This is a genomic window from Streptomyces sp. YIM 121038 (genome assembly GCF_006088715.1).
Lineage (GTDB): Bacteria > Actinomycetota > Actinomycetes > Streptomycetales > Streptomycetaceae > Streptomyces.
Genome location: NZ_CP030771.1, coordinates 7,067,869 through 7,092,086, shown reverse-complemented (window position 1 = coordinate 7,092,086; position 24,218 = coordinate 7,067,869). Strand labels below are relative to the sequence as shown.

Sequence of the window (24,218 nt, the reverse complement as noted above, 5' to 3'; positions counted from 1 at the left end):
CCCGCCGGGTCGCCCGCCGGGTGTCCCGCCGGGCGTCCTGCCCGGCGGGACATCGGTGCCGCACGAACCGCGGCAGGTCACAGACGCGGATCCACCGGTTCCGATTCCAGCGCGAGCACCGCGAACACCGCCTCGTGGACCCGCCACAGCGGCTCACCCGCCGCGAGCCGGTCGAGGGCCTCGACGCCGAGCGCGTACTCCCGGATCGCCAGCGAGCGCTTGTGGCCGAGGACGCGGCCGCGCAGCTTCGCGAGGTTCTCCGGGCGCGTGTACTCCGGCCCGTAGATGATCCGCAGGTACTCCCGGCCCCGGCACTTGATGCCCGGCTGGACCAGGCGGCCCCTGCCGTCGCGGACCAGGGCGCCGACCGGCTTGACGACCATGCCCTCGCCGCCGCGCCCGGTCATCTCCAGCCACCAGTCGACGCCCGCGCGCACCGACTCCTCGTCGCCCGTGTCCACGTACAGGCGGCGCGTGGTGCGCAGCAGGCCCGAGCCGTCGTGCTCCACCATGCGGTCGATCAGGGCCAGTTGCTCGTCGTGCGGCAGCGCGGCCAGGCTCCGGCCCTGGACGGCGAGGATCTGGAACGGCGCCAGGTGCACGCCGTCGAGCCCGTCGGTCGGCCAGCAGTAGCGGCGGTAGGCGTCGGTGAACGCGGCCGCGTCCGCCGCCCGTTCGCGCTGCGCGTCGAGCAGGTCGCCGACGTCAACGCCGCGCCCGACGGCCGCCTCCAGGGCGTTCAGCGCGTCCGGGAAGGCCGCCCCGGACGCGGCGCCCACGGCGGCGTACTGGGTGCGCAGCAGGCCCGTGGCCTTGAGCGACCAGGGCAGCAGCTCGGCGTCGAGCAGCAGCCAGTCGGTATCGAGCTCCGCCCACAGACCGGCCGCGCCCACGGCGGCCCGCAGCCGGTCGAGGACCTCCTCGGTCATCGCCGGGTCGTCGAAGAAGGGGCGGCCGGTGCGGGTGTAGAGCGAGCCCGTGGGCCCGTCCACGCCGAACCGCTCGCCCGCGGCCGCCGCGTCCTTGCAGACCAGGACCACGGCGCGGGAGCCCATGTGCTTCTCCTCGCACACCACCCGCGCGACCCCGTCCGCCGCGTACTGCGCGAACGCCTCGGCGGGGTGCTCCAAGTAGCCCTCACGCTGCGACGTCGCCGTGGGCGCCATGGTCGGCGGCAGATACGGCACCAGGCGCGGGTCGGCCGCGAAGCGGCTCATGACCTCCAGGGCCGCCGCGGCGTTCTCCTCGCGCACGGTCACGCGTCCGGCGTTGCGGGTCTCCACGGCCCGGCGGCCGTGCACGTCACCGAGGTCGAGCGGGCGTCCGTCGTGGCCGCCGGGCGCGTCCGTGCGCAACGGCCGCGCCGGTTCGTACCAGACCTTCTCGGCCGGTACGTCGACCAGTTCACGCTCGGGCCAGCGCAGGGCGGTGAGCTTGCCGCCGAAGACCGCACCGGTGTCCAGGCAGATGGTGTTGTTCAGCCAGGTCGCCGTCGGCACGGGCGTGTGGCCGTACACGACGGCCGCCTGGCCGCGGTACTCCTCGGCCCACGGGTAGCGCACGGGCAGGCCGAACTCGTCGGTCTCGCCGGTCGTGTCGCCGTACAGCGCGTGCGAGCGGACCCGGCCCGAGGTGCGGCCGTGGTACTTCTCGGGCAGCCCGGCGTGGCAGACGACGAGCCTGCCGCCGTCCAGGACGTAGTGGCTGACGAGCCCGTCCACGAACTCCCGCACCCGGGTGCGGAACTCCTCGCTCTCGCCGTCCAGCTGCGCGATCGTCTCCGCGAGGCCGTGCGTGTGCTGGACCTTGCGGCCCTTGAGGTGGCGGCCGAGCTTGTTCTCGTGGTTGCCGGGCACGCACAGGGCGCTGCCCGCGGCGACCATGGACATGACGCGGCGCAGGACGCCCGGCGTGTCGGGGCCGCGGTCGACGAGGTCGCCGACGAAGACGGCCGTGCGGCCCGCGGGGTGGACGCCGTCGACGTAGCCGAGCCGGGCCAGCAGGGACTCCAGCTCGCTCGCGCAGCCGTGGACGTCGCCGACGATGTCGAACGGGCCGGTGAGGTGGGTGAGGTCATTGAAGCGCTTCTCGGTGACGACCTCGGCCGACTCGGCCTCCTCGACGCCCCTGAGGACGTGCACCTTGCGGAAGCCCTCGCGCTCCAAGTGCCGCAGCGAGCGCTTGAGTTCGCGGGTGTGCCGCTGGATGACGCGGCGCGGCATGTCGGCGCGGTCGGTCCGGGAGGCGTTGCGCGCGGCGCAGACCTCCTCGGGCACGTCGAGCACGATGGCGATGGGCAGCACGTCGTGCCGTCTGGCCAGCTCGACCAGCTGCTTGCGGCTCTCGCTCTGCACGCTGGTGGCGTCGACGACGGTGCGGCGGCCCGCGGCGAGGCGCTTGCCCGCGATGTAGTGCAGCACGTCGAAGGCGTCGCGGCTCGCGCTCTGGTCGTTCTCGTCGTCGGCGACGAGGCCGCGGCAGAAGTCCGACGAGATCACCTCGGTCGGCTTGAAGTGCCGCCGCGCGAACGTCGACTTGCCGGAGCCCGACGCGCCGATGAGCACGACGAGGGAGAGGTCGGTGACGGAGAGGGTCCTGCTCATGCCGCCACCTCCGCGGTGCGGTCGCCGCCGCGGCCCGCGGGCTGCTTGCCCCGGGTGAACACCGCCATCTGCGTGGGCGGACCCACCTCGGGGTCGTCCGGCCCGACGGGCGTGAACGCGACCTCGTAGCCGTGCTGTCCGGCGACGGACTCCGCCCACTGCCGGAACTCGGCGCGGGTCCACTCGAAGCGGTGGTCACCGTGGCGGACGTGGCCCGCGGGGAGGGATTCCCAGCGCACGTTGTACTCCACGTTCGGCGTGGTCACCAGGACGGTGCGGGGGCGGGCCGAGCCGAACACCGCGTACTCCAGGGCGGGCAGCCGCTCCACGTCGACGTGCTCGACGACCTCGCTGAGCACGGCCGCGTCGTACCCCTTCAGGCGCTTGTCCGTGTACGCCAGGGAGCCCTGGAACAGCTCCACGCGCTCGGCCTGGCGCTCGCCCATGCGCTCCAGCTTCAGCCGCCGCGCCGCCACGGTGAGCGCGCGCATCGACACGTCGACGCCCACGACCTTGGTGAACCGCACGTCCTTGAGCAGGGCCTGCACCAGCTGGCCCTGGCCGCAGCCGAGGTCGAGCACCCGGGCCGCGCCCGCGTCCTCCAGGGCCGCGAGGACCGCCTCGCGGCGCCGCACGGCGAGCGGCACCGGCTGCTCCTCGGTGTCGACGTCCTCGTTCACGGCGTTGTCGATCTCCGTGACGTCGCTGTCGTCGGCGTCGGCGAGCCGCACCAGCTCCAGGCGCTCCATCGCCTCGCGCGTGAGCGACCAGCGGCGGGACAGATAGCGGCTGGTGATCAGCTTCTGCTCCGGGTGCTCCGCGAGCCAGCCCTCACCGGCGCGCAGGAGCTTGTCGACCTCGTCGGCCGAGACCCAGTAGTGCTTGGCGTCGTCGAGCACCGGAAGCAGCACGTACAGGTGGCGCAGCGCCGCGCTCAGCGTGAGCGTGCCGTCCGGCGCGTCGAGGACGAGGCGCACGTACCGCGAGTCGCCCCACTGCGGGAAGCGCTCGTCCAGCGGCACCGGCTCGGCGCGCACCGTCCAGCCCAGCGGCTCGAACAGGGCGCGCACCAGGCCGGGCCCGCCGCGCGCGGGCAGCGCGGGCACCTCCACACGCAGCGGAAGCGACTGCTCCGCGCGCTCGGGCAGGGCCTTGCACACGCCGCGCAGGGCGCTGGAGAACACCGTGCTGAGCGCCACGGCGAGCAGCGAAGAGGCGGCGTACGGACGGTCGTTCACATACTGCCCGAGGGCCGCGTCCGGCGCGCCGCCGCGGCCCTTGCCCCGCCGCACGAGCGCCAGCGGATCCACCTCGAGCAGCAGCGCCGCCGTGCAGCGCTCGTCGCCCGCCTCGGGGTAGAAGACGTGCGCGCGCCCGTAGGAGGTGGAGAACGCCTGCGCCTTGCCGGGATGCTTGTGCAGCAGGAACCCGAGGTCGGTCGCGGGGCGTTCGGGGCTGCCTGTCGTGCTGATCGTCAGGAACACGGTGGGTCTGCCTTGGTATCGGCTCGGATCGGACGGGCGCGCGTGGGCGATCACGGCTGGGTCCTTCCCCGGCCCTCGTGTCCGTGCGTGTGCGCCGTCCGCGGTCAGCTCGCCGGTACGGCGCCCTCCCCCGGCGCGTCTGCCCAAACGTACCTCGAACAGCGCGAACGCACTCGGGCATTTCGATGCGGCCGCTCCCGGCCGGGGGCGCGGGCCCTGCGGGGTCAGCCGCGTCCGCCGCGGACCCGCTTGACCTCGCGGTCGACGGCCCAGGCGTCGGCGACCGGGCCGATGTGGCCGAGCTTGTCGGGGTTGACGACCGAGCAGATGGTCTGGATCCGCCCGTCGAGCACGTCGAGGGACAGGGTGTGCAGGACCTTGCCGTCGCGGTCGCGGACGACGGCGCCGGGCTGGCCGTTGATCTCGTGCGGCTCGCACGTCACGTCGATCCTGATCAGCCAGGGGAAGACCGTGCCGAGCAGCCGGGCCACGTTCTCCGCGCCCACGACGGCCCTGGCGAGCTGCGGGGCCTTGCCGCCGCCGTCCCCGACGAGCTGGACGTCGGCGGCGAGCAGGTCCTGCAGGCCGCCCACGTCGCCTTCCTTCAGCGCGTCGAAGAACCGCGACGCGAGCTCCTGCCGCTCCGCGCGGTCCGCCTCGAACCGCGGCCGTCCGGCCTCCATGTGCTTGCGGGCCCGCACGAGCAGCTGCCGGCACGCGGCCTCCGAGCGGCCCACCGCGGCGGCGACCTCGTCGTACCCGAAGCCGAAGACCTCCCGCAGCAGGAAGACCGCCCGCTCCAGCGGGCTGAGCCGCTCCAGGAGCAGCAGCGCCGCCATCGACACCGAGTCGGCCAGCTCCACCGCCCGCGCCGGGTCCTGATACGGGTCGCTGAGCAGCGGCTCGGGGAACCACGGGCCCACGTACTCCTCGCGCCGCACCCGCGCGGAGCGCAGCACGTCGATGGCTATCCGGGTCACCGTGGTGGACAGGAACGCCTTGGCCGAATCGGGCCGGGTCGGCGAGGCGTCGAAGCGCAGCCACGCCTCCTGCACCGCGTCCTCCGCCTCGCTCACGCTGCCCAGGATCCGGTAGGCGATCGAGAACAGCAGCGACCGCAGCTCCTCGAATTCCTCGACCTTGCTCACGCCGACTTCCCTCCCCCGGCCCGGGGTCCGCCGCCGGGCCCCGGGCATGGTGCTCTTGGTGCTCAGTGGAACTGCCCGGGCACGTAGTCGCCCGCGGGCTGCTGGGCGATGATATTCAGCCGGTTGGCCATGTTCATGAAAGAGACGTGCAGGGCGAGGACGGTGAGCTGCTCCTCGTCGTAGTGCGCGGCGGCGCGCGCCCACACCGCGTCGTCGATCCCGCCGGCCCCGTCCGCGACCCGGGTCGCCTCCTCGGCGAACTCCAGGGCGGCGCGCTCGGCCGCGGTGAAGACCGTGGCCTCCCGCCACGCCGCGACCAGGTGCAGGCGCACCGCGCTCTCACCGGCCGCGGCGGCCTCCTTGGTGTGCATGTCGAGGCAGGCGGCGCAGCCGTTGATCTGGCTGACGCGCAGCGCCACCAGCTCCTGCGTCGCGGCGGGCAGCGGCGACTCCTTGAGCGTCCTGCCCGCCGACATCACGTGCTTGAGCGCCTTCCCGGCGGTCGGGCTGCCGAAGTAGTTCAGTCGCGCGTCCATGGTGTGCTCCTCTGGTGGTCCGTGCCTACACCCCCTGGGACGAGGTGGCCCGGACCCCTGTGACATGGACGGATGTGACCTGGGTCTCCCGGCCGCCGGGCGCGGCGGCCGGGGCTACGACAGCTGCGACTGGACCTGCGAGGAGATCAGCTCCAGGTGGTCGAGGTCGGCCAGGTCCAGGCACTGGAGGTAGATCCGGCTCGCGCCGATCTCCGCGTACCGGCCGATCTTGTCGACGACCTCGGCCGGGGAGCCCGCGAGGCCGTTGGCCTTCAGCTCGTCGACCTCGCGGCCGATGACGGCGGCCCGCCGGGCGACCTCCGCGTCGTCCTTGCCGACGCAGGCCACCAGGGCGCTGGAGTACACCAGGTCGCCGCCCTTGCGCCCGGCCTGCTCGGCGGCCTCGCGCACGCGCGTGAACTGGCGCTCGCTGTCCTGCACGGAGGCGAAGGGGATGTTGAACTCGTCGGCGTGGCGCGCGGCCAGGCGCGGGGTGCGCACGGCGCCGTGGCCGCCGATGAGGACCGGCACCCTGCGCTGCGCGGGCTTGGGCAGCGCGGGCGAGTCGGTCAGCTGGTAGTACGTGCCGTCGTACGAGAACGTCCGGCCCACGGGCGTGTCCCACAGGCCCGTCACGATCGCCAGCTGCTCCTCCAGGCGGGCGAACTTCTCCTTGGGGAAGGGGATGCCGTACGCCTTGTGCTCCTCCTCGAACCAGCCCGCGCCCAGCCCCAGTTCGACCCGGCCGCCCGACATCTGGTCGACCTGCGCGACCTGGACGGCGAGCACGCCGGGCAGCCGGAAGGTGCCCGCGGTCATCAGCGTGCCGAGCCGGATCCGCCGCGTCTCGCGGGCGAGCCCGGCGAGCGTGATCCAGGCGTCCGTGGGGCCGGGCAGGCCGTCGCCCGAGCCCATCTTCAGATAGTGGTCGGAGCGGAAGAAGGCGTCGAAGCCGAGGTCCTCGGTGGCCTTGGCGACGGTGAGGAGGGTGTCATAGGTGGCCCCCTGCTGGGGCTCTGTGAAGATGCGCAGGTCCATGTCTCCATCCTGCACGCTCGAACGCCCGTCAACCTCGTCTGTCCCGCCGGTCCCCACCGGCACCGGTCGGGTGAAAGTCCGTCAACCCGGCGGCCGGGGCGGGTCCGTGCCAGTGACTACCCCGAGCCGGAGATCGTTGGCTCGGGCGGAGCCGGGCCGCCCGGCACCCGCGCCGGCGGCCACCGTCGGCGCGTCCGCCGCATGAACTGCCTCGTCGGGCCGGGACGCTTCCGCCCCGCGCGGGGCGCGGGCCGAGGAGGCCGTGATGTCCCAGGAAGCCGTGCCCGAGCAGGCGCGCGACCACGTCGTGCCAGAGCAGCAACGCGCCCTGCCCCCGGCCGGGCCGCAGGGCGCGCCCAAGGGCCTGCTGCAACAGATGGAAGAGTTGATGGCAGCGCTCAACGCGGATCTGACGCAACTGGACGCCGACCTTCAGCAGTCCACCCGGCCGCCCACGCCGGAGGGTGACCAGCACCGCGCCTGACCCCGCGGACCCAGCCCCGCGCCCCCGTGGGCGCTTCCCCCGAAGACCGGCGGCCCGTACATCCAGCGCTCTGTGTGCGGGCCGTCCGGCCGGACCGGAGGGTGTCAGCCCTCCAGGACCGTGCCGGTGCACTTCTCGCAGTCGCTCTCGTCCGACAGGGCCCGCTCGCGGGCGGCCAGTCTGCGGAGCATCTCCACCACGCGGTCCCTGGACTCGTCGGCCGCGTCGATCGACTCCATGCACTGCCAGTACAACCCCTCGTCCTCGGCGCCCATCGCCACCGAGACGAGGGCGATCCCGGCCTCGGCGAGCAGGGCGCCGAGCCCGAGCAGCGTGTCGTGGGCGTCCCCTATCACGGTCAGACCCGCCGCCCGTATGTCCTCCGCCTGGGAGCGGGGCGGGTCCAGGAGGCCGCAGCCCCGGCCGCTCAGCTCGCTCAGGCCCAGCGCCTCGCCCCGTAACTCCGGCGGGCCCGCGACGGCGAGGCGATGCCCTATCGCCTGGGCCAGAGCCTGGGACTGCCACACCTCCGCCACGATGGCCGCGGGCTCCTGACTCCGCGCCAAGGCGCATCTCGTCGCCTCGATGAGCCTCATCGCATCCATGCGCCGTCCCCATTCATCCCGCGCCCACTCGCGGCACGTACACCAGAACTCCCTTGTTCACTACCCACAGTGAGCGCCTTCCGTTCGAAAAGCCAGAGGAAGCCTGAAATCTGTGGACAAAAATCTGAGTGTGGACAAGGCATCCACTCCGGAGAGTGACGAAGAGGTGTCTTTGGCCCTCTTTCCGGCTGTCCAACAGGTGGTGACAGCGGCGGACTTACGGGGTTGCTGGGCCCAGCGGATCGCCTGACGACGGGCGCCCGCGGCCGTCGGGGCGTACGCGGGGCGCCCCGCGAGGCGTGCGCCGCAGGGGGCCCGGGGCGTGCGCCGGGCGGCGCCTCAGGGCGCCGGGAACCGCTCCTCGTTCCGCTCGATCTTCGCCGCGAGCGCCTCGAGCGGGTCGACGCCGAGCACCGCGCAGAACTGGAGGAGGTACGCGAGCACGTCCGCGACCTCGTCGGTGACGCGGTGGGCGGAGTCGGCGTCCTCCATGACGCGGGCCGACTCCTCCGGCGTCAGCCACTGGAAGATCTCCACGAGCTCGGCGGCCTCGACGCTGAGCGCGGCGGCCAGGTTCTTGGGCGTGTGGTACTGCTCCCAGCGCCGCGCGGCGGCGAACTCGGCCAGCCTGCGCTGCAGTCCCTCGATGTCTTGATCGGTCACGGGCCCCAGTCAACTACATGCCGTGACATCGCGTCCGTCCGAGGTTCACCACCGTGACGCCGTCGGCCGCCGCGGCCCAGGTGGCGTCCGCGACGGCCCCGATCAGACGGATGTGCCCGCGCCCGCACGCGCGGGCCGCGAGGTCCGCGAGGGCCCGCTTCTGCCGCTGGTCCAGGCAGCGGTCGAAGCCGTCGGCGAGGACGGTCAGGCTCTGGTACGCCTCCGGGACCTCCGCGACCGGGTCGACCTCGAGGACCCGGGGGCCGGTCAGCAGGACGAGCGCGAGCGCCAGATAGCGCAGTTCGCCGTCGCCGAGCCGCCCCACGCACGTCCGCACCCCGTCCCCGCGGTCGAGCACGGCGCGCAGGGCGCCGTCGCCCGCCTGCTCGGAGAGGACGTCGGCGACCGGACCCGCGCACCCGGCGCGCAGCGCGGCGACGAGCTGCGCGTGCCGGTTGCCGCACTCGGAGCGGGTGCGCCAGAGGACTTCGGCGAGGTTGTCGCAGCCCCCGAGCAGCCGGCCCGCGCCCGCGAGCCCGCCCGCCCCCACCACCACCGGCTCGCGCATCCGGGTGGGGCGCGGATCGCAGGCGAACACCGACCGCAGTGCGACGACGACCTGCTCGGCGGCGGCGAGCACGAGCCGCTGCCCGTCGGTCTTGCCCGCGACGCGCAGCGGCAGCAGGGCCGTGCCGAGCCGGTCGTCGGGCAGCGGCGCGCGGGTGACCGGTGCGGCGCCCGCCGTGTGCCAGGAGGCCTGCACCGCGCGGCGGCCGGGGTCGCGCAGGGCGGTCTCCAGGAGGGTGAGCCCGTCGCGGGTCAGGCGCTCGCCCGCGATGCGCAGCTCCGGCTCGGCCTGCACCGCGACGTCGAGGCGGACGGGGCCCGCGGGGCCGTCGACGGTGCAGCCGATGCGGAAGCCGCGGCGGGCCTGGCCGTCGGCGCGGGCCCGCTCGGGCACGCAGCGGGCGGGCTGCGGGAACACGTCGGCGAGTTCGGCGCCCGCGCCCAGCAGCGCGAGCGCCTCGTACGCGCGCAGTGCACTGGTCTTGCCGCTGCCGCTCGGCCCCGAGAAGAGCGTGAGCGGGCCGAGCGGGAACGCGGCGGCCCGGTGCCCGGCGAAGGCGGAGAGCCGCAGTTCGGTGACGCGCGGCTTGTCCCGGGCCAGGGCCGCTGGATCCTGCGCGAACGTCCGGCGGGAGTGCACAGTCATGCACGGAAGCTAGGCCGAAGTGGATCAGGCGAACCGTTTTGCCCGGCCGACCTTCGCCCGATCGGGCGATCACCACCCAACGGGCCGTGTGAGCTGGGCGGTTGGGCTACGGAGCACGCGCGCGGGACCCGCAGGGGGCCCGGTCAGACGGTGGCCGCCTCCACCAGGCCCTGCACCTCGGTGTCGGGCGGCGAGAGCAGGAAGACGTTCTTCTCCACCCGGTGCATGCCGCAGCCGAGGCCGAAGACGACGCCGCTGCTGAAGTCGAGGACCCGCTTGGCGGTCTCGGTCTCGGCGCCGCTGAGGTCGAGGAGGACGGGGATCTGCGCCATCAGGTTCTCGGCGACCTCGCGGGCGTCGGAGAAGACGTTGACGCGGGTGACGACGAAGCGCCGCCGGGTCTCGGTCTCGGCGTCGGGCAGCGAGCGGTGCCCCGGCCACGACGGCCATTCGTTGCGGCCGCGCAGCGGCACGACCTGCGCGAGCCCCTCCCACTGTTCGTCGGTGGCTTCGTTGCTGGTCACAGAGCAACCCCGTCCTGGCTCGTCCTCAACGTCTGTACCAGGCAATTCTTACGCCACTTCACCCGGTTGGCCCAATTGCGACACGAGGAGGACACCGCGGCGGGAACTTCCGCGCCCCGGCGCCCGACCACCTGCCCGGCGCCGGGTGTCCCCTGCCCGCGCCACCGCCTCAGCCTCGGGAGCGCCGATGCCCAGTCCGTCCAGACCCTCCGGGTCACCCCCGCCGCGCGCCTGGCGGCCCCCGCCCGCCCTGCTCGGGTTCCTCGCGCTGCTCGCCGTCGTCTTCGTCGTCGCGTACCAAGTGGGCGACTCCGTGGGACCGGTGGCGCCGGGCATGCGGTCCTCGACGTCCGACGGGGACGGCGGCTCCGGAGGCGGCCACGGCGGCGGGCACGGAGGGCACGGCTGATGGACACCGCCACCGGTACGGCCCCCGCGCCCGGGGTGACGACCACCGACCTGGTGATCGGCGGCATGACCTGCGCCGCGTGCGTGAACCGCGTCGAGAAGCGGCTCGGCAAGCTCGACGGGGTCAGCGCGAGCGTCAACCTCGCCACCGGGCGGGCCCAGGTGACGCATCCGGCGGACACCGGCGCGCAGGAGCTGATCGCGGTCGTCGTACGGGCGGGCTACACGGCGGAGGTGCCCGCGCCGCCCGCGCCCGAGCGGGCGGCGGGCGAGACCGCCGAGGACGACGGCGCTCGGGCCGAGCGCACCAGGCTGCTCGTCACCGCGCTGCTCTCGCTGCCGGTCCTTGCCCTGTCGATGGTGCCCGCCTGGCAGTTCCGCAACTGGCAGTGGCTGTGCTTCGTCCTCGCGGCACCGGTGGCGGTGTGGGGCGCCTGGCCCTTCCACCAGCGGGCGCTGCGGGGCCTCAGGCACGGGGCGGCCACCATGGACACCCTGGTGTCGCTCGGCGTCGCCGCGTCCTTCTCCTGGTCGGCGTACGCGCTGTTCCTCGGCGGGGCGGGCGAGCCGGGCATGCGGATGCCCTTCGCGTTCCTGCCGTCCGCCGGGGGCGGGGCCGCGCACCTGTATCTGGAGGCGGCGGTCGGGGTGCCGCTCTCGGTGCTCGCCGGGCGGTTCCTGGAGGCGCGGGCCCGCCACGGCACGGGCGCGGCGCTGCGCTCGCTCGCCGAACTCGCCGCCAAGGACGTGGCGGTGCGCGGCCCGGACGGCACCGAGCGGCGCGTGCCCGTCGGGTTGCTGCGGGTGGGCCAGGAGTTCACCGTGCGGCCCGGTGAGCGCGTCGCCACCGACGGCGTCGTGGTGTCGGGCGCGTCCGCGCTCGACGTGTCGCTCGTCACCGGCGAGAGCGAACCGGTGGAGGCCGCACCCGGGCAGGCCGTCGTCGGCGGCGCGGTCAACGCGGGCGGCCTGCTCGTCGTCCGGGCCACCGCGGTCGGCGCGGACACCCAACTGGCGCGGATCACGAAGATGGTGACGGAGGCTCAGACCGGCAAGGCCCGCGCCCAGCGCCTCGCGGACACCGCGGCGGGCGTGTTCGTGCCCGTGGTCCTCACCCTCGCGGTCACCGTGCTCGGCTTCTGGCTGGGCGCCGGGGCCGACCCGCAGGCCGCCGTGACCGCGGCCGTGGCGGCGCTCGTCGTCGCCTGCCCCTGCGCCCTCGGCCTCGCCACGCCCACCGCGCTGCTCGCCGCCACCGGGCGCGGCGCCCAGCTCGGCGTCCTCGTCAGCGGGCCGCGGGCCCTGGAGGCGCTGCGGCACGTCGACACCGTCGTCCTGGACAAGACCGGCACGCTCACCACCGGGAACATGACCGTCGCGCGCGTCACCGCCGTGCCCGGCGGCCTCGGCGAGGCCGCGGTGGTGCGGCTCGCCGGGGCCGTGGAGCAGGGCTCGGAGCACCCGCTGGGCCGCGCCCTGGTGACGTACGCCCGCCAGCGCCTGGACGACGCGGCGTTGCCGCCGGTCGACGGGTTCCTGGCGACGCCCGGCACCGGTGTCGGCGGTGTGGTGGAGGGCCGCCGCGTGGAGGTGCGGGTGCCCGGCGACGCGCTGCCGGACGTGCTCGCCGCCGCGCTCGCCGAGGCGGAGGAGGCCGCCCGCACCGCCGTCCTCGTCCGTGTGGACGGCGTCGACGAGGCGGTCGTCGCCGTCGGCGACGTGCTGCGGCCCGGCAGCTACCGCGCCGTGGACCGGCTGCGGCGCCTCGGCGTCGAGCCGGTGCTCGCCACCGGCGACCGGGCGGCGACCGCGCACGCCGTGGCCGCCGAACTCGGCATCGCCGAGGTGCACGCGCGCTGCACGCCCGAGGAGAAGGCCGAACTCGTCGGGCGGCTGCGCGCGCAGGGCCGCCGCGTCGCGGTGCTCGGCGACGGCGTGAACGACGCCGCCGCGCTCGCCCGCGCCGACCTGGGCATCGCCATGGGCTGCGGCACCGACGCGGCGATCGGCGCGGCCGACGTGACGCTCGCGGGCGGCGACATCGGCGCGGCCGCGGTGGCCGTGCGGCTCGCCCGGCGCACCCTGGCCACGATCCGCGCCAACCTCGTCTGGGCGTTCGGCTACAACGCGCTCGCCGTGCCGCTGGCCGCGGTGGGCCGCCTCGGCCCGATGACGGCGGCCGTCGCCATGTCCGCGAGCTCCCTGCTCGTGGTCGCCAACAGCCTGCGTCTGCGGACGTGGGAGCCGGTGCCGCGCGCGGCACGGGAGAGGAACCGCCGATGAGCTCCCTGTACGCGCGGCTGCGCCCCGGCCTGCTCGCCGCGCTCGCACCGGTCCTGGCCGCCGCGCTGACCCTGGGCGGGCTCTCGGCCTGGGTCGCGGCCGGTGCCGCGGGCGGGCCCGCACGGATCTCGGTGACGGGCGGGCGGGTGTTCCTGACCTACGGCAGCGTCGCGGAGACCGCCGCGTTCTTCCGGATCACCAACTCCGGCGACTCCGACGACGTCCTGGAGTCCGTGCGCTCGCCCGCCGCCGTCGACGTGATGCTCAGCCGGACCGTGGAGCGCGCGGGCGCGAACGTCGAGTCGATGCGGATGGTGGAGTCGGCGACCGTGCCCGCGGGCAGGCGGATCACCATGAAGCCCGACGGGCTCGACGTGATGCTCCGCCCGAAGCGGGCCCTGCGGCTCGGCGCCGAGGTGCCGTTCGTCCTGACGTTCCGGCACAGCGGCGAGGTGCGGGTGACGGCCCTGGTGGTGCGGCCCGGCAGCTGACAGGCGCCGGCACGGCGCGACCGGAGTCGGGACGTACGGGAACTGCCCGCGCCGCCCGTCCGACTACTGCGGCACACGGCGTGAGCCGAGGCGGCGGAAGGAAGGCGCGTGAGGGCCGATGGGCGGGCTTGAGGTACAGCTGCGCGACGTGACCTGCGGGCACGGGCGCGTCGTCGCCGTGGACGGCGTGGACCTGGAGGTCGCGGCGGGCGAGCGCGTGGCCCTGACCGGGACGAACGGCTCCGGCAAGTCCACGCTCCTGCGGGCCGTGCTGGGGCTGCACCGGCAGACCCGCGGCACGGTCCTCGTCGGCGGGCGCGGCACCCGCTCGGCCGCCGACCGGGCCTGGCGGCGGCGCGCCTGCGCGTGGGTGCCGCAGAAGCCCGCGACGGGCCGCTTCCCGCTGCTCGCGGGCGAGTTGCTGGACTCCAGCGGCGCCCCGGGCCCGGCGGCGGACGCGGCGGACGGCCTCGGCGTCGGCGGGCTGCGCCGCAAGCCGCTGCACACCCTGTCCGGCGGCCAGCTCCAGCGGACCTATCTGGCGCGCGCGGTGGGCTGTGTCGCCGCCGGTGCCGGGGTGCTGCTCGCGGACGAGCCCACCGCCGCCCTGGACTTCGCGGGCCAGGAGGAGGCCGCCGAGCTGCTCACCTCGCTGCCCGTCACGCTCCTGGTCGTCACGCACGACCGGACGCTCGCCGCGGCGTGCGACCGCGTCCTGGACATGGCGGCGGGCCGCCTGCGCGAGGTGCCGCCCACCGGCCCGGGTGCGCGCCAGATGCCACCGGCCGCCCCGGGTTCGCGCGAAGTGCCGTCCACCGCCCCGGGGCCGCGCGAAGTGCCACCGGTCGGCCTCGGAAGGGGGGCGGCCGGATGACCCTCGCCACCGCCGACCTCGGCCTCATGCTCCAGCTCGTGCCGGTGCAGCGCGCCGGGTTCGCGCTGCTGCTCGCCGCCGTCGGCCTGCCCGTCGTCGGCGTCGTGATCGTCGGGCTCGACATCATGCCGGTGCGGTTCGCGATGATGCACGTCGCGCTGCTCGGCATCGCCGTGGGGCTGCTCACCGGGCTCGACCCGATGCTGTGCGCCCTGGTGGCCTGCGCGCTCGCGGGCGCGGGCGTGGCCCCCCTGGCCCGCACGCCGGACGGCCTGTCGGGCGCGATGGGCCTGCTGATGAGCATGGCCGTCGCGGCCGCGCTGCTCGTCCTTTCGGTGGCCGGGGTCAACGCCTCCGGCGCGTTCGCGCTCCTGTGGGGGTCGATCCTGTCGGTCACCACCGCCGACATCGTCGTCGTCGCGGTGCTCGCCGTCGCCGTACCGGCGCTGTTCCTGTGGCGGCGCCGCGACCTCGCGCTGCTGCTGTACGACCGTGAGCTGGCGCAGTGCTCCGGGGTGCCCGTCGGCGGGCTCACCGTGGTGCTGCTCGTCCTGGTCGCCGTCGCGGTGGGCGGGGCGATCAAGCTGACCGGCGCGCTGCTCGTCGACGCGCTCACGCTGCTTCCCGCGCTCGCCGCGCGCCGCCTCGGCGACCGGCTCACCACGATCGCACTGTGGGCCGTGGCCATCGGCGTCGTCGTGAACACCACGGGCTTCCTGCTCGCCCTGTGGCTGGACTGGCCTCCCGGGCCCGTCCTCGTCCTGCTGGCGGGGGCCGTCGTCCTCGCCGTCCACCTCATCCCCGAACGGAGCATCACCTCATGGCGCGCACCGGCGTCCGCATCCCCCAGCACCTCTCCCGCACGGCCGGGGCCGTGGCACTGAGCGCCGCCCTCGCCCTCACGGCCACCGCCTGCGCCGACGAGAACCAGCCGAAGAAGACCGACGCGGGCGAGGGCGGCGGGCCCGTGGTCGTCGCCACCACCACCTGGGAGGGCGCGTTCGCCAAGGCCGCCGGGGCCAAGGACGTCACCGTCCTGGTGCCGCCGTCCACGCACCACGCCCCGGACTACGACCCCAAGCCCTCCGACCTCGCGGCCGTCGCGAAGGCCGACTTCGTGCTGTACGCGCCCTTCGAGCCGTACGCCGACAAGATCAAGGAGGCGGCGGGCTCGAAGGCCGAGCTCGTCCAGGTCAACCTCGACAACGACGCGGGCAAGGCCACCGGCGAGGTGACCCGGCTCGGCGGCCTCTTCGGCACCGAGGTGTCCGCGAAGAAGTGGAAGACGTCCTTCGAGCGCCTGTACGCGAAGCTGTCCGCGGACCTCAAGTCGGCCTGGCCGGGCGGCAAGGCGCCCACCGCGGTCAGCCAGGTCTTCACCACCTGGTCCGCGCGGATGGCGGGCGCCCGCACCGTCGGCACGTACGGCCCCGAGCCCGTGAAGGCCTCCCAGGTCGCCGAGCTGGCCGCGAAGAAGCCCGCGCTGGTGCTCGACAACGCGCACATGTCGACCGGCACGGTCCTGCCCGGCTCCGGCGCCGAACAGCTGAAGATCGTCAACTACCCCGGGGACGACCTGGACCTGCTGCCGGTGTACCGGAACGCGGCGGCCCAGCTGAAGAAGGCGCTGCGGGCGGAGTAGCACGCGCGGCGGAGCAGCACGCGCGGCTGAAGGGGCCCCGCCGGTCCGGACCGGCGGGGCCCCTCGCGCGTGTCAGGAACCGGCGGCCGCCCGCTCCCGCAGGGCCGTGCGGTCCGGCTTGCCCGCCGGGGTCAGCGGCATCTCCGGCACGAGCAGCAGCCGTTCGGGGTGCTTGGCCCGGTCCAGACCCCGCCCCGCGAGGTGCTCGCCGAGCGCGTCGAGGGTCAGCGGCGCCCCGTCCCGGCCGTCGGAGACGGGCACCACGCAGGCCGCGAGCCGCTCCCCCATGACCGGGTCGGGGACGCCGACGCACACCACGTCCCGGATCAGCGGATGGGCGCTCAGCTCGCGCTCCACCTCGGCCGGGCTGATGTTGGCGCCGCCACGGATCACCACGTCCTTGAGGCGGCCGACGACGTGCAGCACGCCGCCGCCGTCGATCAGGCCGAGGTCGCCGGTGCGGACCCAGCCGTCGGGGGTGCGGTAGCGGGCGTCGAGCTCGGGGGCGCCGACGTAGCACAGCGGGGTCATCGGGCCGCGCGCCACGATCTCGCCGACGGCGCCGTCCGGCACGGGCTCGTGGGTGGCGGGGTCGGCGACGCGGATGTCGGCGACGCGGGGGTCGGGCCGCCCCGCCACGACGCCGTGCTCCGGGGCGGAGCCCTCCTCGTGTCCTTCGAGCCCCGTATGGCAGTTGACGCCGTCGGCGGAGCCGTAGAGGTTCACGACGGGGCAGCCGAAGGCCTCCCGCGCGGCGGCCGCCGTGGTGGCGTCCAGCGGGGAGCCGCCGAGCACGAGCGCGGTGGGCGGCGGCAGCGTCCCGCCGTCGGCCGCGAGCCGGTCCAGGATCATCCGGGCCATGGTCGGTACGCCGAGGACGTGCGTGGGCTCGTGCTCCCGGATCGCGGCGATCGCGGCCTCGGGCGTGAAGTGGTCGAGCAGGACGAGCGTGCCGCCGTGCCGGGCGAGGGCGACGGCCGTGCCGTTGGAGCCGAACGCCGAGGCCAGCGGCACCAGGAAGAGACAGCGCGGCGGTCTCGCCCCGGCGGGCATGAGCGAGGCGAAGAAGTTGCCGCGGCCGCCCGCCAGGGCGTTGTGCGAATAGGCGACCATCTTCGGCTCGGCCTCGGACCCGGAGGAGACCAGGATGCGGGCGGGGCCGTCCGGGTCGGGCCGCGCGGCCACGAAGTCCTTCGGGTCGGCGCGCAGCAACTCCCGCAGGGTGAACGCCCCTTCGGGCCGCGGGCCCCGGCCCGCCGCGACGACGTGGCGCAGCGCGGGCAGGGCGGCCCGCGCCTCGGCGAGCGCCCGCGCCGGGTGCGCGCCCCGGTGCTCCGCCGCCACGACCACCGCGACGGCCTCCGCGCGGCGCAGCAGGCTCGTGGCCTCCGCCGGGCCCCGGCCGACGGGGTAGGGCAGCGCGACCGCGCCGAGGGCGGCGAGGGCGAGGTCGGTGACGACCGCGTCGCGCCCGTTGGGCAGCTGGACGCCGACGACGTCGCCCGGTCCTATGCCGAGCCCTCTGAGCCCGACGGCCAGACATCGGACCTTGCGGTCCAGGGCGGTGTAACAGAGCTTGCCCTTGCCGTCGACGACGGCCGCGCGATGCAGATCGCTGACCTGCCGCGCCCGGAACAGGCTGTACAGGTCGAGGTCGGGACAGACCCCCTCCACCGCCCAGCTCCTGCGGAGGGCGGCGGGGAGGAGGTCGTGGAGGGCGGGGGGCATGGGGGCTCCTTGGGCTGGATGAGAGGTGAGGGTGGGGCCTTCGCGGGGCGCCCCAGGCCCGCCCCTTCCCGCTTCCTGGGGGCTCCGCCCCCAGACCCCCGCTCCTCAAACGCCGGAGAGGCTGAAACACAGCCGCAAGCGGCACCATCCAGCCCGTCCGGCGTTTGAGGACGAGGCGCGAAGCGCCGAAAAGCGGGGGCACGGGGGCGGCAGCCCCCGGATCGGGAAGGGGCGGGCCTGGGGCGCCCCGCGAGGGAGCGGCCGCTAGCCGAAGCTCCAGGGGTCGGGCACCACCGGCGCGCCATGCCCGTCACGGCCGAGGGCCCCCGCCGGCTCCCCCGGCCCGGAAGCGACCACGACGGCCCCCAGCCCGTGCGAAGCGAGCAGCCCCACCGCGTCGGCGGAGGCCAGACCGCCGAGGTCGTACGCGGCGACGGCCCCCGCGCACCCGTCCCCCGGAGCCACCCACCCGTCCGCGGTCCGCAGGGGCCGCCGAAACCCGGCGGGACGGCGCGCGCCCCGCGCGAGGGCGGGCCCGACCAGCAGGTCGGCGGCCCCGAGCAGCGAGGAGTCGACCCGCACGCCCCGCCCCCCGGCCCGCTCCCGCAGCAGCAGCCCCGCGAGCACGGCCTCCGCCCCGAGCAGCCCGCCGAGGACGTCGAGGAGCGTCATCAGGGAGGGCGCGGGCGGCTCGTCGGCGGGCCGCACGGCCTCGCCGACGGCGGCACGCGCCTGGACCATGAAGTCCGTGCCCATGGGCGCGCCGTCGATCCGGCCCGCCCAGCCGCTCGTGTACGCGTACACGAGACCGGGGTTGACCCGCGCGAGGTCGTCCGCGTCCAGGGCGAGCTGCGCGGCCTTGCCCGGCGCCCAGTTGTGCAGGAAGACGTCCGCGTCGGCGACGAGGTCGCGCAGTCTGCGGCGGCCGGAGGGGGACTTGATGTCGGCCTCCACGGCGTCCTTGCCGCGGTTGAGGGCGAGCCAGCGGGCGGAGACGCCGCCGCACGCGGGCGGCATGCCGCGCAGCGGGTCGCCGCCCGGCGGCTCGATCCGTACGACGTCGGCCCCGAGGAGCCGCAGCAGGTGCGCGGCCAGCGGGGCCTGGATGCGGCGCCCCGCCTCCAGGACGGTGATCCCGGCCAGGGGCCGGTCGGCGGTGGGGACCTGACGGGGCCTCACGAGCCCGCCGGGGCCGTACGGCGTGAGCGTCCACGGCGGCGCGTGGTCGTGCTCGGCGGCGCGCTCGGCGAGCGTGCGCAGCGCGCACACCTCGGCCCCGGACGCGGCGGCGGCCGCCTGGACCCGGCTCCAGGCGGCGCCGCGCACGGTGGTGTGCAGGGCCTCGGGGAAGGGCGCGCAGGCGGTGGCGTACCGGAACTGGAAGGGGCGCCAGCCCGCCCGCAGCGCGTCGGCGGGCGCGCCGAGGGCCCTCCAGAACGCGGCCCAGGCGCCGGGGTCGAGGGTCTCCAGTTCGAAGACCACGCCGTCGGCGGAGGTGAACGGCGGCCCGCCCGGCGCGAGCGGCGCCGCCTCGCCCTCGTCGGCCCCGGCGGCCGCGGCGTACTGCGAGACGGCGAGCAGGCCCGCGCGCACCGCGCTCGTCGTCACCCGGCCCGCCGACCCGCCGCGGGCCTCCGCGACGAGCCCGGCGAGCAGGCCCTGGACGGCGAGGACGCCCGCGGCGGTCGCGGTGTAGTCGACGCCGAGGCCGCGCGGGGTGCCGTCGCGGCGCCCGTGCACGGCCATGACACCGGTGACGGCCTGGGCGGTGGCCTCGTCGTGAACGGCGCCGAGGACGGCCCCCGGGCCCACAGGGCCCCCGGAGCCGACGGGGGCGACGGGGGCGACGGGGGCGCCATCCACGTGGACGGCGCCCGCGTGCGCGGCCACGGCGTCGCGGGACGCGCCCACCGGGCCCGCCCACAGCACCTCCGCCTCCAGCGGCCCGAACCCCCCGCCGCCGAGCACCGCCCGGCCGCTGTCGCCCCCGTCGTCCGACCGGAACGTCCGCGCGCCGAGCAGCCGCAGGTGCGCCGCGACGACGTCGGTCAGCTCGGGGGGCCCGCCGATGTCGCAGCGCAACGCGTCGAGGGGCCGCGCCCCGGCCCGTGCGGTGAGGTCTTGTGACGCTGCCTGGGTCATGTCCGTCGTGTCTCCTCTTCCGGTGCGGCGGCCGCCGCACCGGGGCCGCCGCGAAGGCGGGAACTCGGGGGCGTCGGCGCCCGACCAGTTCCATGGAGAGTCAGTCGGGCGCCCGGGCCCGCGGGTTCCCGGCGAACGGAAGGAAGCGGTGGCGCCAGTGACGGAGTTGAAGGAGCGGGACGGTACGGACGCGGGGCTCGGCGAGCGCGTCGGGGCGTTCGTACGGGAGCACGTCATGCCCCGCGAGGACGTCCTGGACGCGGGCGGGCCCGAGGCCGCCGAGGCGCTGCGCGCGCTGCGGGACCGGGCCCGGCACGCGGGCCTGTGGGCCCTGCCGCTGCCCGCCGAACTGGGCGGCCAGGGCCTCGACTTGAGCGCGTACGCGCAACACGCGGAGGCGGAGGGCGCCAGCGACCACGGGCCCGCCGCGCTCGGCTCCGCGCCGCTGCTCGACGTACGGATGCTGCTGCGGCACGGCAGCGACCGCGTCCGTGCCGCGTATCTCCCCGGCCTTGTCGAGGGCGGGCTGCGCGCCTGCTACGCGATGACCGAACCGGAACGCCCCGGCACCGACCCGTTCCTGACCGCGACCACGGCGGTGCGGCGCGCCGACGGGGACTGGGTGGTCAGCGGCCGCAAGTGGTTCACGTCCGGCGCGGCGGGCGCGGACCTGGTGACCGTGCTCGCCCGCACCGACGGCGCGCCGCGGGACCGGCACGGCCTGTCGCTGTTCGTCGTGCCGACGCGCTCGCCCGGCTTCCGCGTCGTGCGCGAGCTGCCCGTGCTCGGCGCGAGCGGCCAGTGGGAGATCGCCCTCGACGACGTCCGCGTGCCCGGCGACCACCTCGTCGGCGAGCGCGGCGCGGGCCTCGCCGTCGCCGCCGAACGGCTCCAGCTCGGCCGTACCCTGCGCAGCCTGCGCTGGCTCGGGCAGGCCCAGCGGGCCTTCGACCTGCTGGCCCGGCGCGCCGCCACCCGCGGCGGCGCCCGCGGCCCGCTGCACACGCACCAACTCGTACAGCAGCACGTCTTCGAGTCCCTGCTCGCGCTGCGGACGACGCGGCCGCTGGTCCACGAGGCGGTCGCGCGGCTCGCCGCGGGCGAGGACGCGCACGTCGAGGTGGGCCTCGCGAAGGTCGCCGCGGCCCGCGCCCTGCACCAGGTCGTGGACGCGGCGATCCAGGTCCACGGCGCCGCCGGGCTCGGCCCCGACACCCCGCTGCCCGCGCTGCTGCGCACGGCCCGCGCCGCACGGATCCTCGACGGCCCGGACGAGCTGCACGTCACGTCGGTGGCGCGCCGCGTCCTGGACGCCTACGCGTGACTCCGTCCTCCTGCGTCCCTACGTCTATACGTCGACGTCTATACGTCGCCGGGGCGGACGAGGCCGGTGAGGAGGGCGAGGCCGAGGGCCAGGAAGTAGTCGCCCCAGATCAGTTCGTGCTGCTGGGCGGTGCCGGTGGCGGCGTCGTAGCAGCCGTCGAGCAGCATCCCGTCCCTCAGGTGGGCGGTCACCAGGCGGTGCAGGACGGCGGTCGCGCGCCGCGTGAGCCGCCCGGCGTCGGCGCCGGGCAGCGCGGCGAGCTTGAGCAGCGCGACGGCGGTGATCGCGGCGGCGGAGGTGTCCGGGAAGCCGCCGGGCTCGGCGGTGTCGGCGGGCGGCACGAGGGGTTCCCCCGGAGTCGGGGACGCGCCGAGCCGGGCCGCGGCCCGGCGCAGCCGCTCCGGGCGCCACCCCGCGGGGTCGCTGTCGGCGTCCGCGCGCGCCAGCGCGTCCGCGACCGCGAGCAGCAGCCAGGCACGGCCGCGGCTCCAGCCGGGCGCCGGTTCGGCGAGCGGCCGCCAGCCGCTGCCCGGCACGTACCGCCAGGCCATGGCTCCGGCCCGGCACAGGTCCAGGTGCCGGTGCAGATGCGCGGCGGCGGCCTGTGCCCCGCGCGGCCCCGCCGCGGCGAGCAGCGGCACGAGCCCGGGCACGGCATCGGCCCGCGCCACGAGCCTCGGCCCGCCGAAGGCCGCGCCCCAGGGGACGAGGCCCAGGCCGGGGTCGAGGGCGTCGAGACAGACCCGGGCGGCTTCGGCACGCAGGGCTTCGGGGGTGGGGGCGGGGCCCGCCCCAGGGACAGGGCCCGACGCGGCAGTTCCCTCCACCCGCGCGGCAGCAGACCGTGGCACGGCAGGGCCCTCCACGCGCGCGGCAGCAGACCCCGTCGCGGCAGCGTCATCCGGCCCTGCGGCGCTCTCCGCCCGCGCCGGGGCGGCACCGTCCGACGCGGCGGCCGGGAACGGCGCGGACGCCCGACCCGGCGCGGCGGCGGACCCCGACCGGGGAGCATCGTCCGGCGCGGGAGCGGGACGTGGCCGGGGAGCGCGGCCCGGCGCGGAAGCGGAACCCGACCGAGGAGCATCATCCGCCGCGGGAGCGGCCCCCGGCGGGGAGGCGAGGCCGGGGGCGGCGCTGGGACCCGCCGCGGAGGCGAGGTCGAGCGCAGAGGCAAGGTCCGGCGCAGGAGCGGAACCCGACCGGGGAGCATCGTCCACCGCGGGAGCGGCCCCCGGCGGGGAGGCACGATCCGGCACGGGAGCGGGGCCCGGCGCAGAGGCGCGGCCCGGGGCGGAGGCGGGGCCCGGGGCGGAGGCGGGGCCCGGCGCAGAGGTGGGGTCCGGGGCGGAGGTGGGGTCCGGGGCCGGGGATCGGTCCGGGGCGGCCGGGGGCTCCGCTGCCGTGACGGGCCCCGTCGAAGCCGTGCCGTACCAGAGGATCAGGCCGCGTGTCGCCGTGTCCGCGTGGAGCCAGTGGGCGAGCCGGGCCGTGCACTCCGCCGCGGCGCGGTGGTCCTCCGCCGTGCCCGTGGCGCGGGCGCGCAGCCACAGCAGGCCCGCCCAGAAGCCGCCGGTCCAGGCACCGCGCCGGGTCGTCGTCCACGTACCGGTTCCGGGGTCGGCGAACAGCGGGAAGCGGGCGCCGGCCTCGGCCCGGGTCAGGGCGGCCCGGTCGAGCACGGCGCGCAGGGCCGGCCCGGCCCAGACGGGGGGCTCCTCGGGTCCGCGCACGTCAGGCCTCCCCCGCCCGGCGCCGCGCGCCCCGCTCCCGTACCGCCCACGTCAGACCCACCGCGCACGCCCCCGCGAACTCCGCCGCGACCAGCGCCCAGCCCCAGCCGTAGCGGTCCGCGTCCGCGAGGACGCCGAAGAGGGGCGGGCCCAGGGCGAAGCCCGCGAAGAAGCCCGCGGAGACGAGGGCCGAGTCCTGGCCCGCGCGGCCGGGCGCGGCGCGCTGCATGACTAGGACCATGGAGACCGCGTTGGCCGACACCGCGAACACCCCGACGGCGACCGCCGCGAGCCACACCAGCGGGCCCACCGCCGCCGCGGCGGCGAGCAGCAGCGCCGCGCCGACCGCCCCCGCCGCGAGCCACCCCGGCAGCCACGGCGCCCGGCCGGGGGTCGCCGCCCTCGACCAGGCCACGCGCCCGCCGATCCCGGCCACGCCGAGCACCGCCACCAGCGCGGCGGCGGCCACCGGCGGCAGGTCGAGGCGGTCCGACCCGTACAGCGCGAGGTAGGTGTTGACCGACGCGATGCCGCAGCCGAGCAGCAGCGAGAAGGCCGCGAGCCAGGCGATGGCGCCGCGCGGCAGCAGCGAAGCGGCCCCGCCGGTCCGAGAAGGCGCGACCCCGGCGGGCCGCCGGGGCCCGCCTGCCGCAGACCCCGCGGGCGCGGACCCCGCAGCCCCCGCAGCCCCGGCGGCGCCCGCAGCCCGCCGGGGCCCGCCTCCCGCAGGCGCGGCCGCGGGCAGCGCGCGCAGCGCCCACACCGCCGTCAGCACCGCCGCGCCCGCCGCCGTCCACACCGCCGCGCGCCAGCCGAGCCACCCGGCGAGCCCCGCCAGGGGCAGGCCCGCCGCGAATGCCCCCAGTTGGACGCCCGACTGCTTCATGCCGGTCACCGCGCCGCGCCGCGCGGGCTCCACGGACGCCAGGATCGCCTTGTTCGTGGCCGGGTTGGCCAGCGCCTGCGGCAGACCGCCGAGCGCGACCGCCGCGAGCAGGAAGCCCGCGCCGGGCGCCGCGCCGATCAGCGCGAGGGCCACCGCCGAGAGCAGGAGCAGCGCGGCCAGCGCGCGACGCGGTCCCACCCGGTCGACGACGCGGCCGCCGACGGGCGACAGCACGGCGGCGGTGCCGAAGCCGATCGTCGTGGTCAGGCCGAGCGTCGTCGGCGAGACGCCGAGGCCGTCCACCAGGCGCGGCCCGAGCGCGCCGAGCAGGAAGAGCTGGAGCATCGAGAAGGCCATGGCGCAGGTGAGCAGCGCGGTCGACACGCCCCGCGCCGGCGCACCGCCCCGGTCC

General features: G+C 76.3%; 20 protein-coding genes and 1 pseudogene. 8 read left to right on the top strand and 13 right to left on the bottom strand.

Annotation, left to right across the window (positions count from 1 at the left end):
- Positions 1-77 precede the first annotated feature (77 nt).
- The 5 genes from C9F11_RS30575 to C9F11_RS30555 form a co-directional block, all read right to left on the bottom strand.
- Positions 78-2,603 carry a polynucleotide kinase-phosphatase gene (locus C9F11_RS30575; RefSeq protein WP_138962281.1) on the bottom strand — a complete coding sequence of 842 codons (2,526 nt, stop codon included), beginning with the start codon at positions 2,601-2,603 and terminating at the stop codon, positions 78-80.
- Positions 2,600-4,087: a 3' terminal RNA ribose 2'-O-methyltransferase Hen1 gene (locus C9F11_RS30570; RefSeq protein WP_138962280.1), complete on the bottom strand. Its 1,488-nt coding sequence runs from the start codon at positions 4,085-4,087 to the stop codon at positions 2,600-2,602. Before C9F11_RS30570 ends, C9F11_RS30575 begins: the two co-directional genes overlap by 4 nt.
- Before the next feature lie 224 nt (positions 4,088-4,311).
- Positions 4,312-5,235: an RNA polymerase sigma-70 factor gene (locus C9F11_RS30565; RefSeq protein WP_138962279.1), complete on the bottom strand. Its 924-nt coding sequence runs from the start codon at positions 5,233-5,235 to the stop codon at positions 4,312-4,314.
- A 62-nt stretch (positions 5,236-5,297) separates the two neighbouring features.
- Positions 5,298-5,771, bottom strand: a complete 474-nt coding sequence (locus tag C9F11_RS30560) for a carboxymuconolactone decarboxylase family protein (protein ID WP_138962278.1) — start codon at positions 5,769-5,771, stop codon at positions 5,298-5,300.
- Between the two features lie 114 nt (positions 5,772-5,885).
- Entirely contained in the window at positions 5,886-6,809 is a 924-nt protein-coding gene (locus tag C9F11_RS30555) for an LLM class F420-dependent oxidoreductase (RefSeq protein WP_138962277.1), read from the bottom strand.
- Positions 6,810-7,074: 265 nt separating this feature from the next.
- Between C9F11_RS30555 and C9F11_RS30550 the strand changes: the two genes are divergently transcribed.
- Complete coding sequence (locus C9F11_RS30550) at positions 7,075-7,293, top strand: hypothetical protein (protein ID WP_138962276.1); 219 nt, start codon at positions 7,075-7,077, stop codon at positions 7,291-7,293.
- A 104-nt stretch (positions 7,294-7,397) separates the two neighbouring features.
- On the opposite strand, the gene C9F11_RS30545 is transcribed toward C9F11_RS30550, so the two are convergent.
- From C9F11_RS30545 to C9F11_RS30530, 4 genes are all read right to left on the bottom strand, one after another.
- Positions 7,398-7,898 (bottom strand): DUF6099 family protein, encoded by a 501-nt coding sequence (locus C9F11_RS30545; RefSeq protein ID WP_138962275.1) that lies wholly within the window; start codon positions 7,896-7,898, stop codon positions 7,398-7,400.
- Between the two features lie 339 nt (positions 7,899-8,237).
- Complete coding sequence (locus C9F11_RS30540) at positions 8,238-8,561, bottom strand: nucleotide pyrophosphohydrolase (protein ID WP_138962274.1); 324 nt, start codon at positions 8,559-8,561, stop codon at positions 8,238-8,240.
- A 13-nt stretch (positions 8,562-8,574) separates the two neighbouring features.
- Positions 8,575-9,774 (bottom strand): ATP-binding protein, encoded by a 1,200-nt coding sequence (locus C9F11_RS30535; RefSeq protein WP_138962273.1) that lies wholly within the window; start codon positions 9,772-9,774, stop codon positions 8,575-8,577.
- A gap of 143 nt (positions 9,775-9,917) precedes the next feature.
- Positions 9,918-10,298 carry a cell division protein SepF gene (locus C9F11_RS30530; RefSeq protein WP_030682464.1) on the bottom strand — a complete coding sequence of 127 codons (381 nt, stop codon included), beginning with the start codon at positions 10,296-10,298 and terminating at the stop codon, positions 9,918-9,920.
- A gap of 187 nt (positions 10,299-10,485) precedes the next feature.
- Between C9F11_RS30530 and C9F11_RS30525 the strand changes: the two genes are divergently transcribed.
- From C9F11_RS30525 to C9F11_RS30500, 6 genes and pseudogenes are all read left to right on the top strand, one after another.
- Positions 10,486-10,707 (top strand): hypothetical protein, encoded by a 222-nt coding sequence (locus tag C9F11_RS30525; protein WP_138962272.1) that lies wholly within the window; start codon positions 10,486-10,488, stop codon positions 10,705-10,707.
- Positions 10,707-12,989 carry a heavy metal translocating P-type ATPase gene (locus tag C9F11_RS30520; protein ID WP_138962271.1) on the top strand — a complete coding sequence of 761 codons (2,283 nt, stop codon included), beginning with the start codon at positions 10,707-10,709 and terminating at the stop codon, positions 12,987-12,989. The genes C9F11_RS30525 and C9F11_RS30520 overlap by 1 nt, the downstream gene beginning before the upstream one ends.
- Positions 12,986-13,480: a copper chaperone PCu(A)C gene (locus tag C9F11_RS30515; RefSeq protein ID WP_138962270.1), complete on the top strand. Its 495-nt coding sequence runs from the start codon at positions 12,986-12,988 to the stop codon at positions 13,478-13,480. The genes C9F11_RS30520 and C9F11_RS30515 overlap by 4 nt, the downstream gene beginning before the upstream one ends.
- A gap of 118 nt (positions 13,481-13,598) precedes the next feature.
- Positions 13,599-14,228: pseudogene (locus tag C9F11_RS30510) on the top strand (ATP-binding cassette domain-containing protein); the annotation flags it as partial.
- A 122-nt stretch (positions 14,229-14,350) separates the two neighbouring features.
- Positions 14,351-15,238 (top strand): metal ABC transporter permease, encoded by an 888-nt coding sequence (locus C9F11_RS30505; protein ID WP_138962268.1) that lies wholly within the window; start codon positions 14,351-14,353, stop codon positions 15,236-15,238.
- Positions 15,175-15,996, top strand: coding sequence for a zinc ABC transporter substrate-binding protein (locus C9F11_RS30500; protein ID WP_138962267.1), 822 nt, complete (start codon positions 15,175-15,177; stop codon positions 15,994-15,996). Before C9F11_RS30505 ends, C9F11_RS30500 begins: the two co-directional genes overlap by 64 nt.
- 72 nt (positions 15,997-16,068) lie before the next feature.
- Here the strand turns inward: C9F11_RS30500 and C9F11_RS30495 are convergent, their stop codons facing one another.
- Entirely contained in the window at positions 16,069-17,724 is a 1,656-nt protein-coding gene (locus tag C9F11_RS30495) for a class I adenylate-forming enzyme family protein (protein WP_138962266.1), read from the bottom strand.
- A 264-nt stretch (positions 17,725-17,988) separates the two neighbouring features.
- Positions 17,989-19,866, bottom strand: coding sequence for a CoA transferase (locus C9F11_RS30490; protein WP_138962265.1), 1,878 nt, complete (start codon positions 19,864-19,866; stop codon positions 17,989-17,991).
- 157 nt (positions 19,867-20,023) lie between these two features.
- On the opposite strand from C9F11_RS30490, the gene C9F11_RS30485 reads away from it, so the two are divergent.
- Positions 20,024-21,190, top strand: a complete 1,167-nt coding sequence (locus C9F11_RS30485) for an acyl-CoA dehydrogenase family protein (protein WP_249401936.1) — start codon at positions 20,024-20,026, stop codon at positions 21,188-21,190.
- A 38-nt stretch (positions 21,191-21,228) separates the two neighbouring features.
- Here the strand turns inward: C9F11_RS30485 and C9F11_RS48850 are convergent, their stop codons facing one another.
- Positions 21,229-22,920 (bottom strand): hypothetical protein, encoded by a 1,692-nt coding sequence (locus C9F11_RS48850; RefSeq protein WP_249401935.1) that lies wholly within the window; start codon positions 22,918-22,920, stop codon positions 21,229-21,231.
- A gap of 1 nt (position 22,921) precedes the next feature.
- Positions 22,922-24,163, bottom strand: coding sequence for an MFS transporter (locus tag C9F11_RS30475; protein WP_138967169.1), 1,242 nt, complete (start codon positions 24,161-24,163; stop codon positions 22,922-22,924).
- Between the last annotated feature and the right edge of the window lie 55 nt (positions 24,164-24,218).

What these genes read in the sequence shown, in the direction of transcription:
- C9F11_RS30575 (WP_138962281.1), bottom strand. Translation starts at nt 2,603, where the DNA reads ATGAGCAGGACCCTCTCCGTCACCGACCTCTCCCTCGTCGTGCTCATC.
- C9F11_RS30560 (WP_138962278.1), bottom strand. Translation starts at nt 5,771, where the DNA reads ATGGACGCGCGACTGAACTACTTCGGCAGCCCGACCGCCGGGAAGGCG.
- C9F11_RS30555 (WP_138962277.1), bottom strand. Translation starts at nt 6,809, where the DNA reads ATGGACCTGCGCATCTTCACAGAGCCCCAGCAGGGGGCCACCTATGAC.
- C9F11_RS30550 (WP_138962276.1), top strand. Translation starts at nt 7,075, where the DNA reads ATGTCCCAGGAAGCCGTGCCCGAGCAGGCGCGCGACCACGTCGTGCCA.
- C9F11_RS30545 (WP_138962275.1), bottom strand. Translation starts at nt 7,898, where the DNA reads ATGGATGCGATGAGGCTCATCGAGGCGACGAGATGCGCCTTGGCGCGG.
- C9F11_RS30535 (WP_138962273.1), bottom strand. Translation starts at nt 9,774, where the DNA reads ATGACTGTGCACTCCCGCCGGACGTTCGCGCAGGATCCAGCGGCCCTG.
- C9F11_RS30525 (WP_138962272.1), top strand. Translation starts at nt 10,486, where the DNA reads ATGCCCAGTCCGTCCAGACCCTCCGGGTCACCCCCGCCGCGCGCCTGG.
- C9F11_RS30520 (WP_138962271.1), top strand. Translation starts at nt 10,707, where the DNA reads ATGGACACCGCCACCGGTACGGCCCCCGCGCCCGGGGTGACGACCACC.
- C9F11_RS30515 (WP_138962270.1), top strand. Translation starts at nt 12,986, where the DNA reads ATGAGCTCCCTGTACGCGCGGCTGCGCCCCGGCCTGCTCGCCGCGCTC.
- C9F11_RS30505 (WP_138962268.1), top strand. Translation starts at nt 14,351, where the DNA reads ATGACCCTCGCCACCGCCGACCTCGGCCTCATGCTCCAGCTCGTGCCG.
- C9F11_RS30500 (WP_138962267.1), top strand. Translation starts at nt 15,175, where the DNA reads ATGGCGCGCACCGGCGTCCGCATCCCCCAGCACCTCTCCCGCACGGCC.
- C9F11_RS30495 (WP_138962266.1), bottom strand. Translation starts at nt 17,724, where the DNA reads ATGCCCCCCGCCCTCCACGACCTCCTCCCCGCCGCCCTCCGCAGGAGC.
- C9F11_RS30490 (WP_138962265.1), bottom strand. Translation starts at nt 19,866, where the DNA reads ATGACCCAGGCAGCGTCACAAGACCTCACCGCACGGGCCGGGGCGCGG.
- C9F11_RS30475 (WP_138967169.1), bottom strand. Translation starts at nt 24,163, where the DNA reads ATGGCCTTCTCGATGCTCCAGCTCTTCCTGCTCGGCGCGCTCGGGCCG.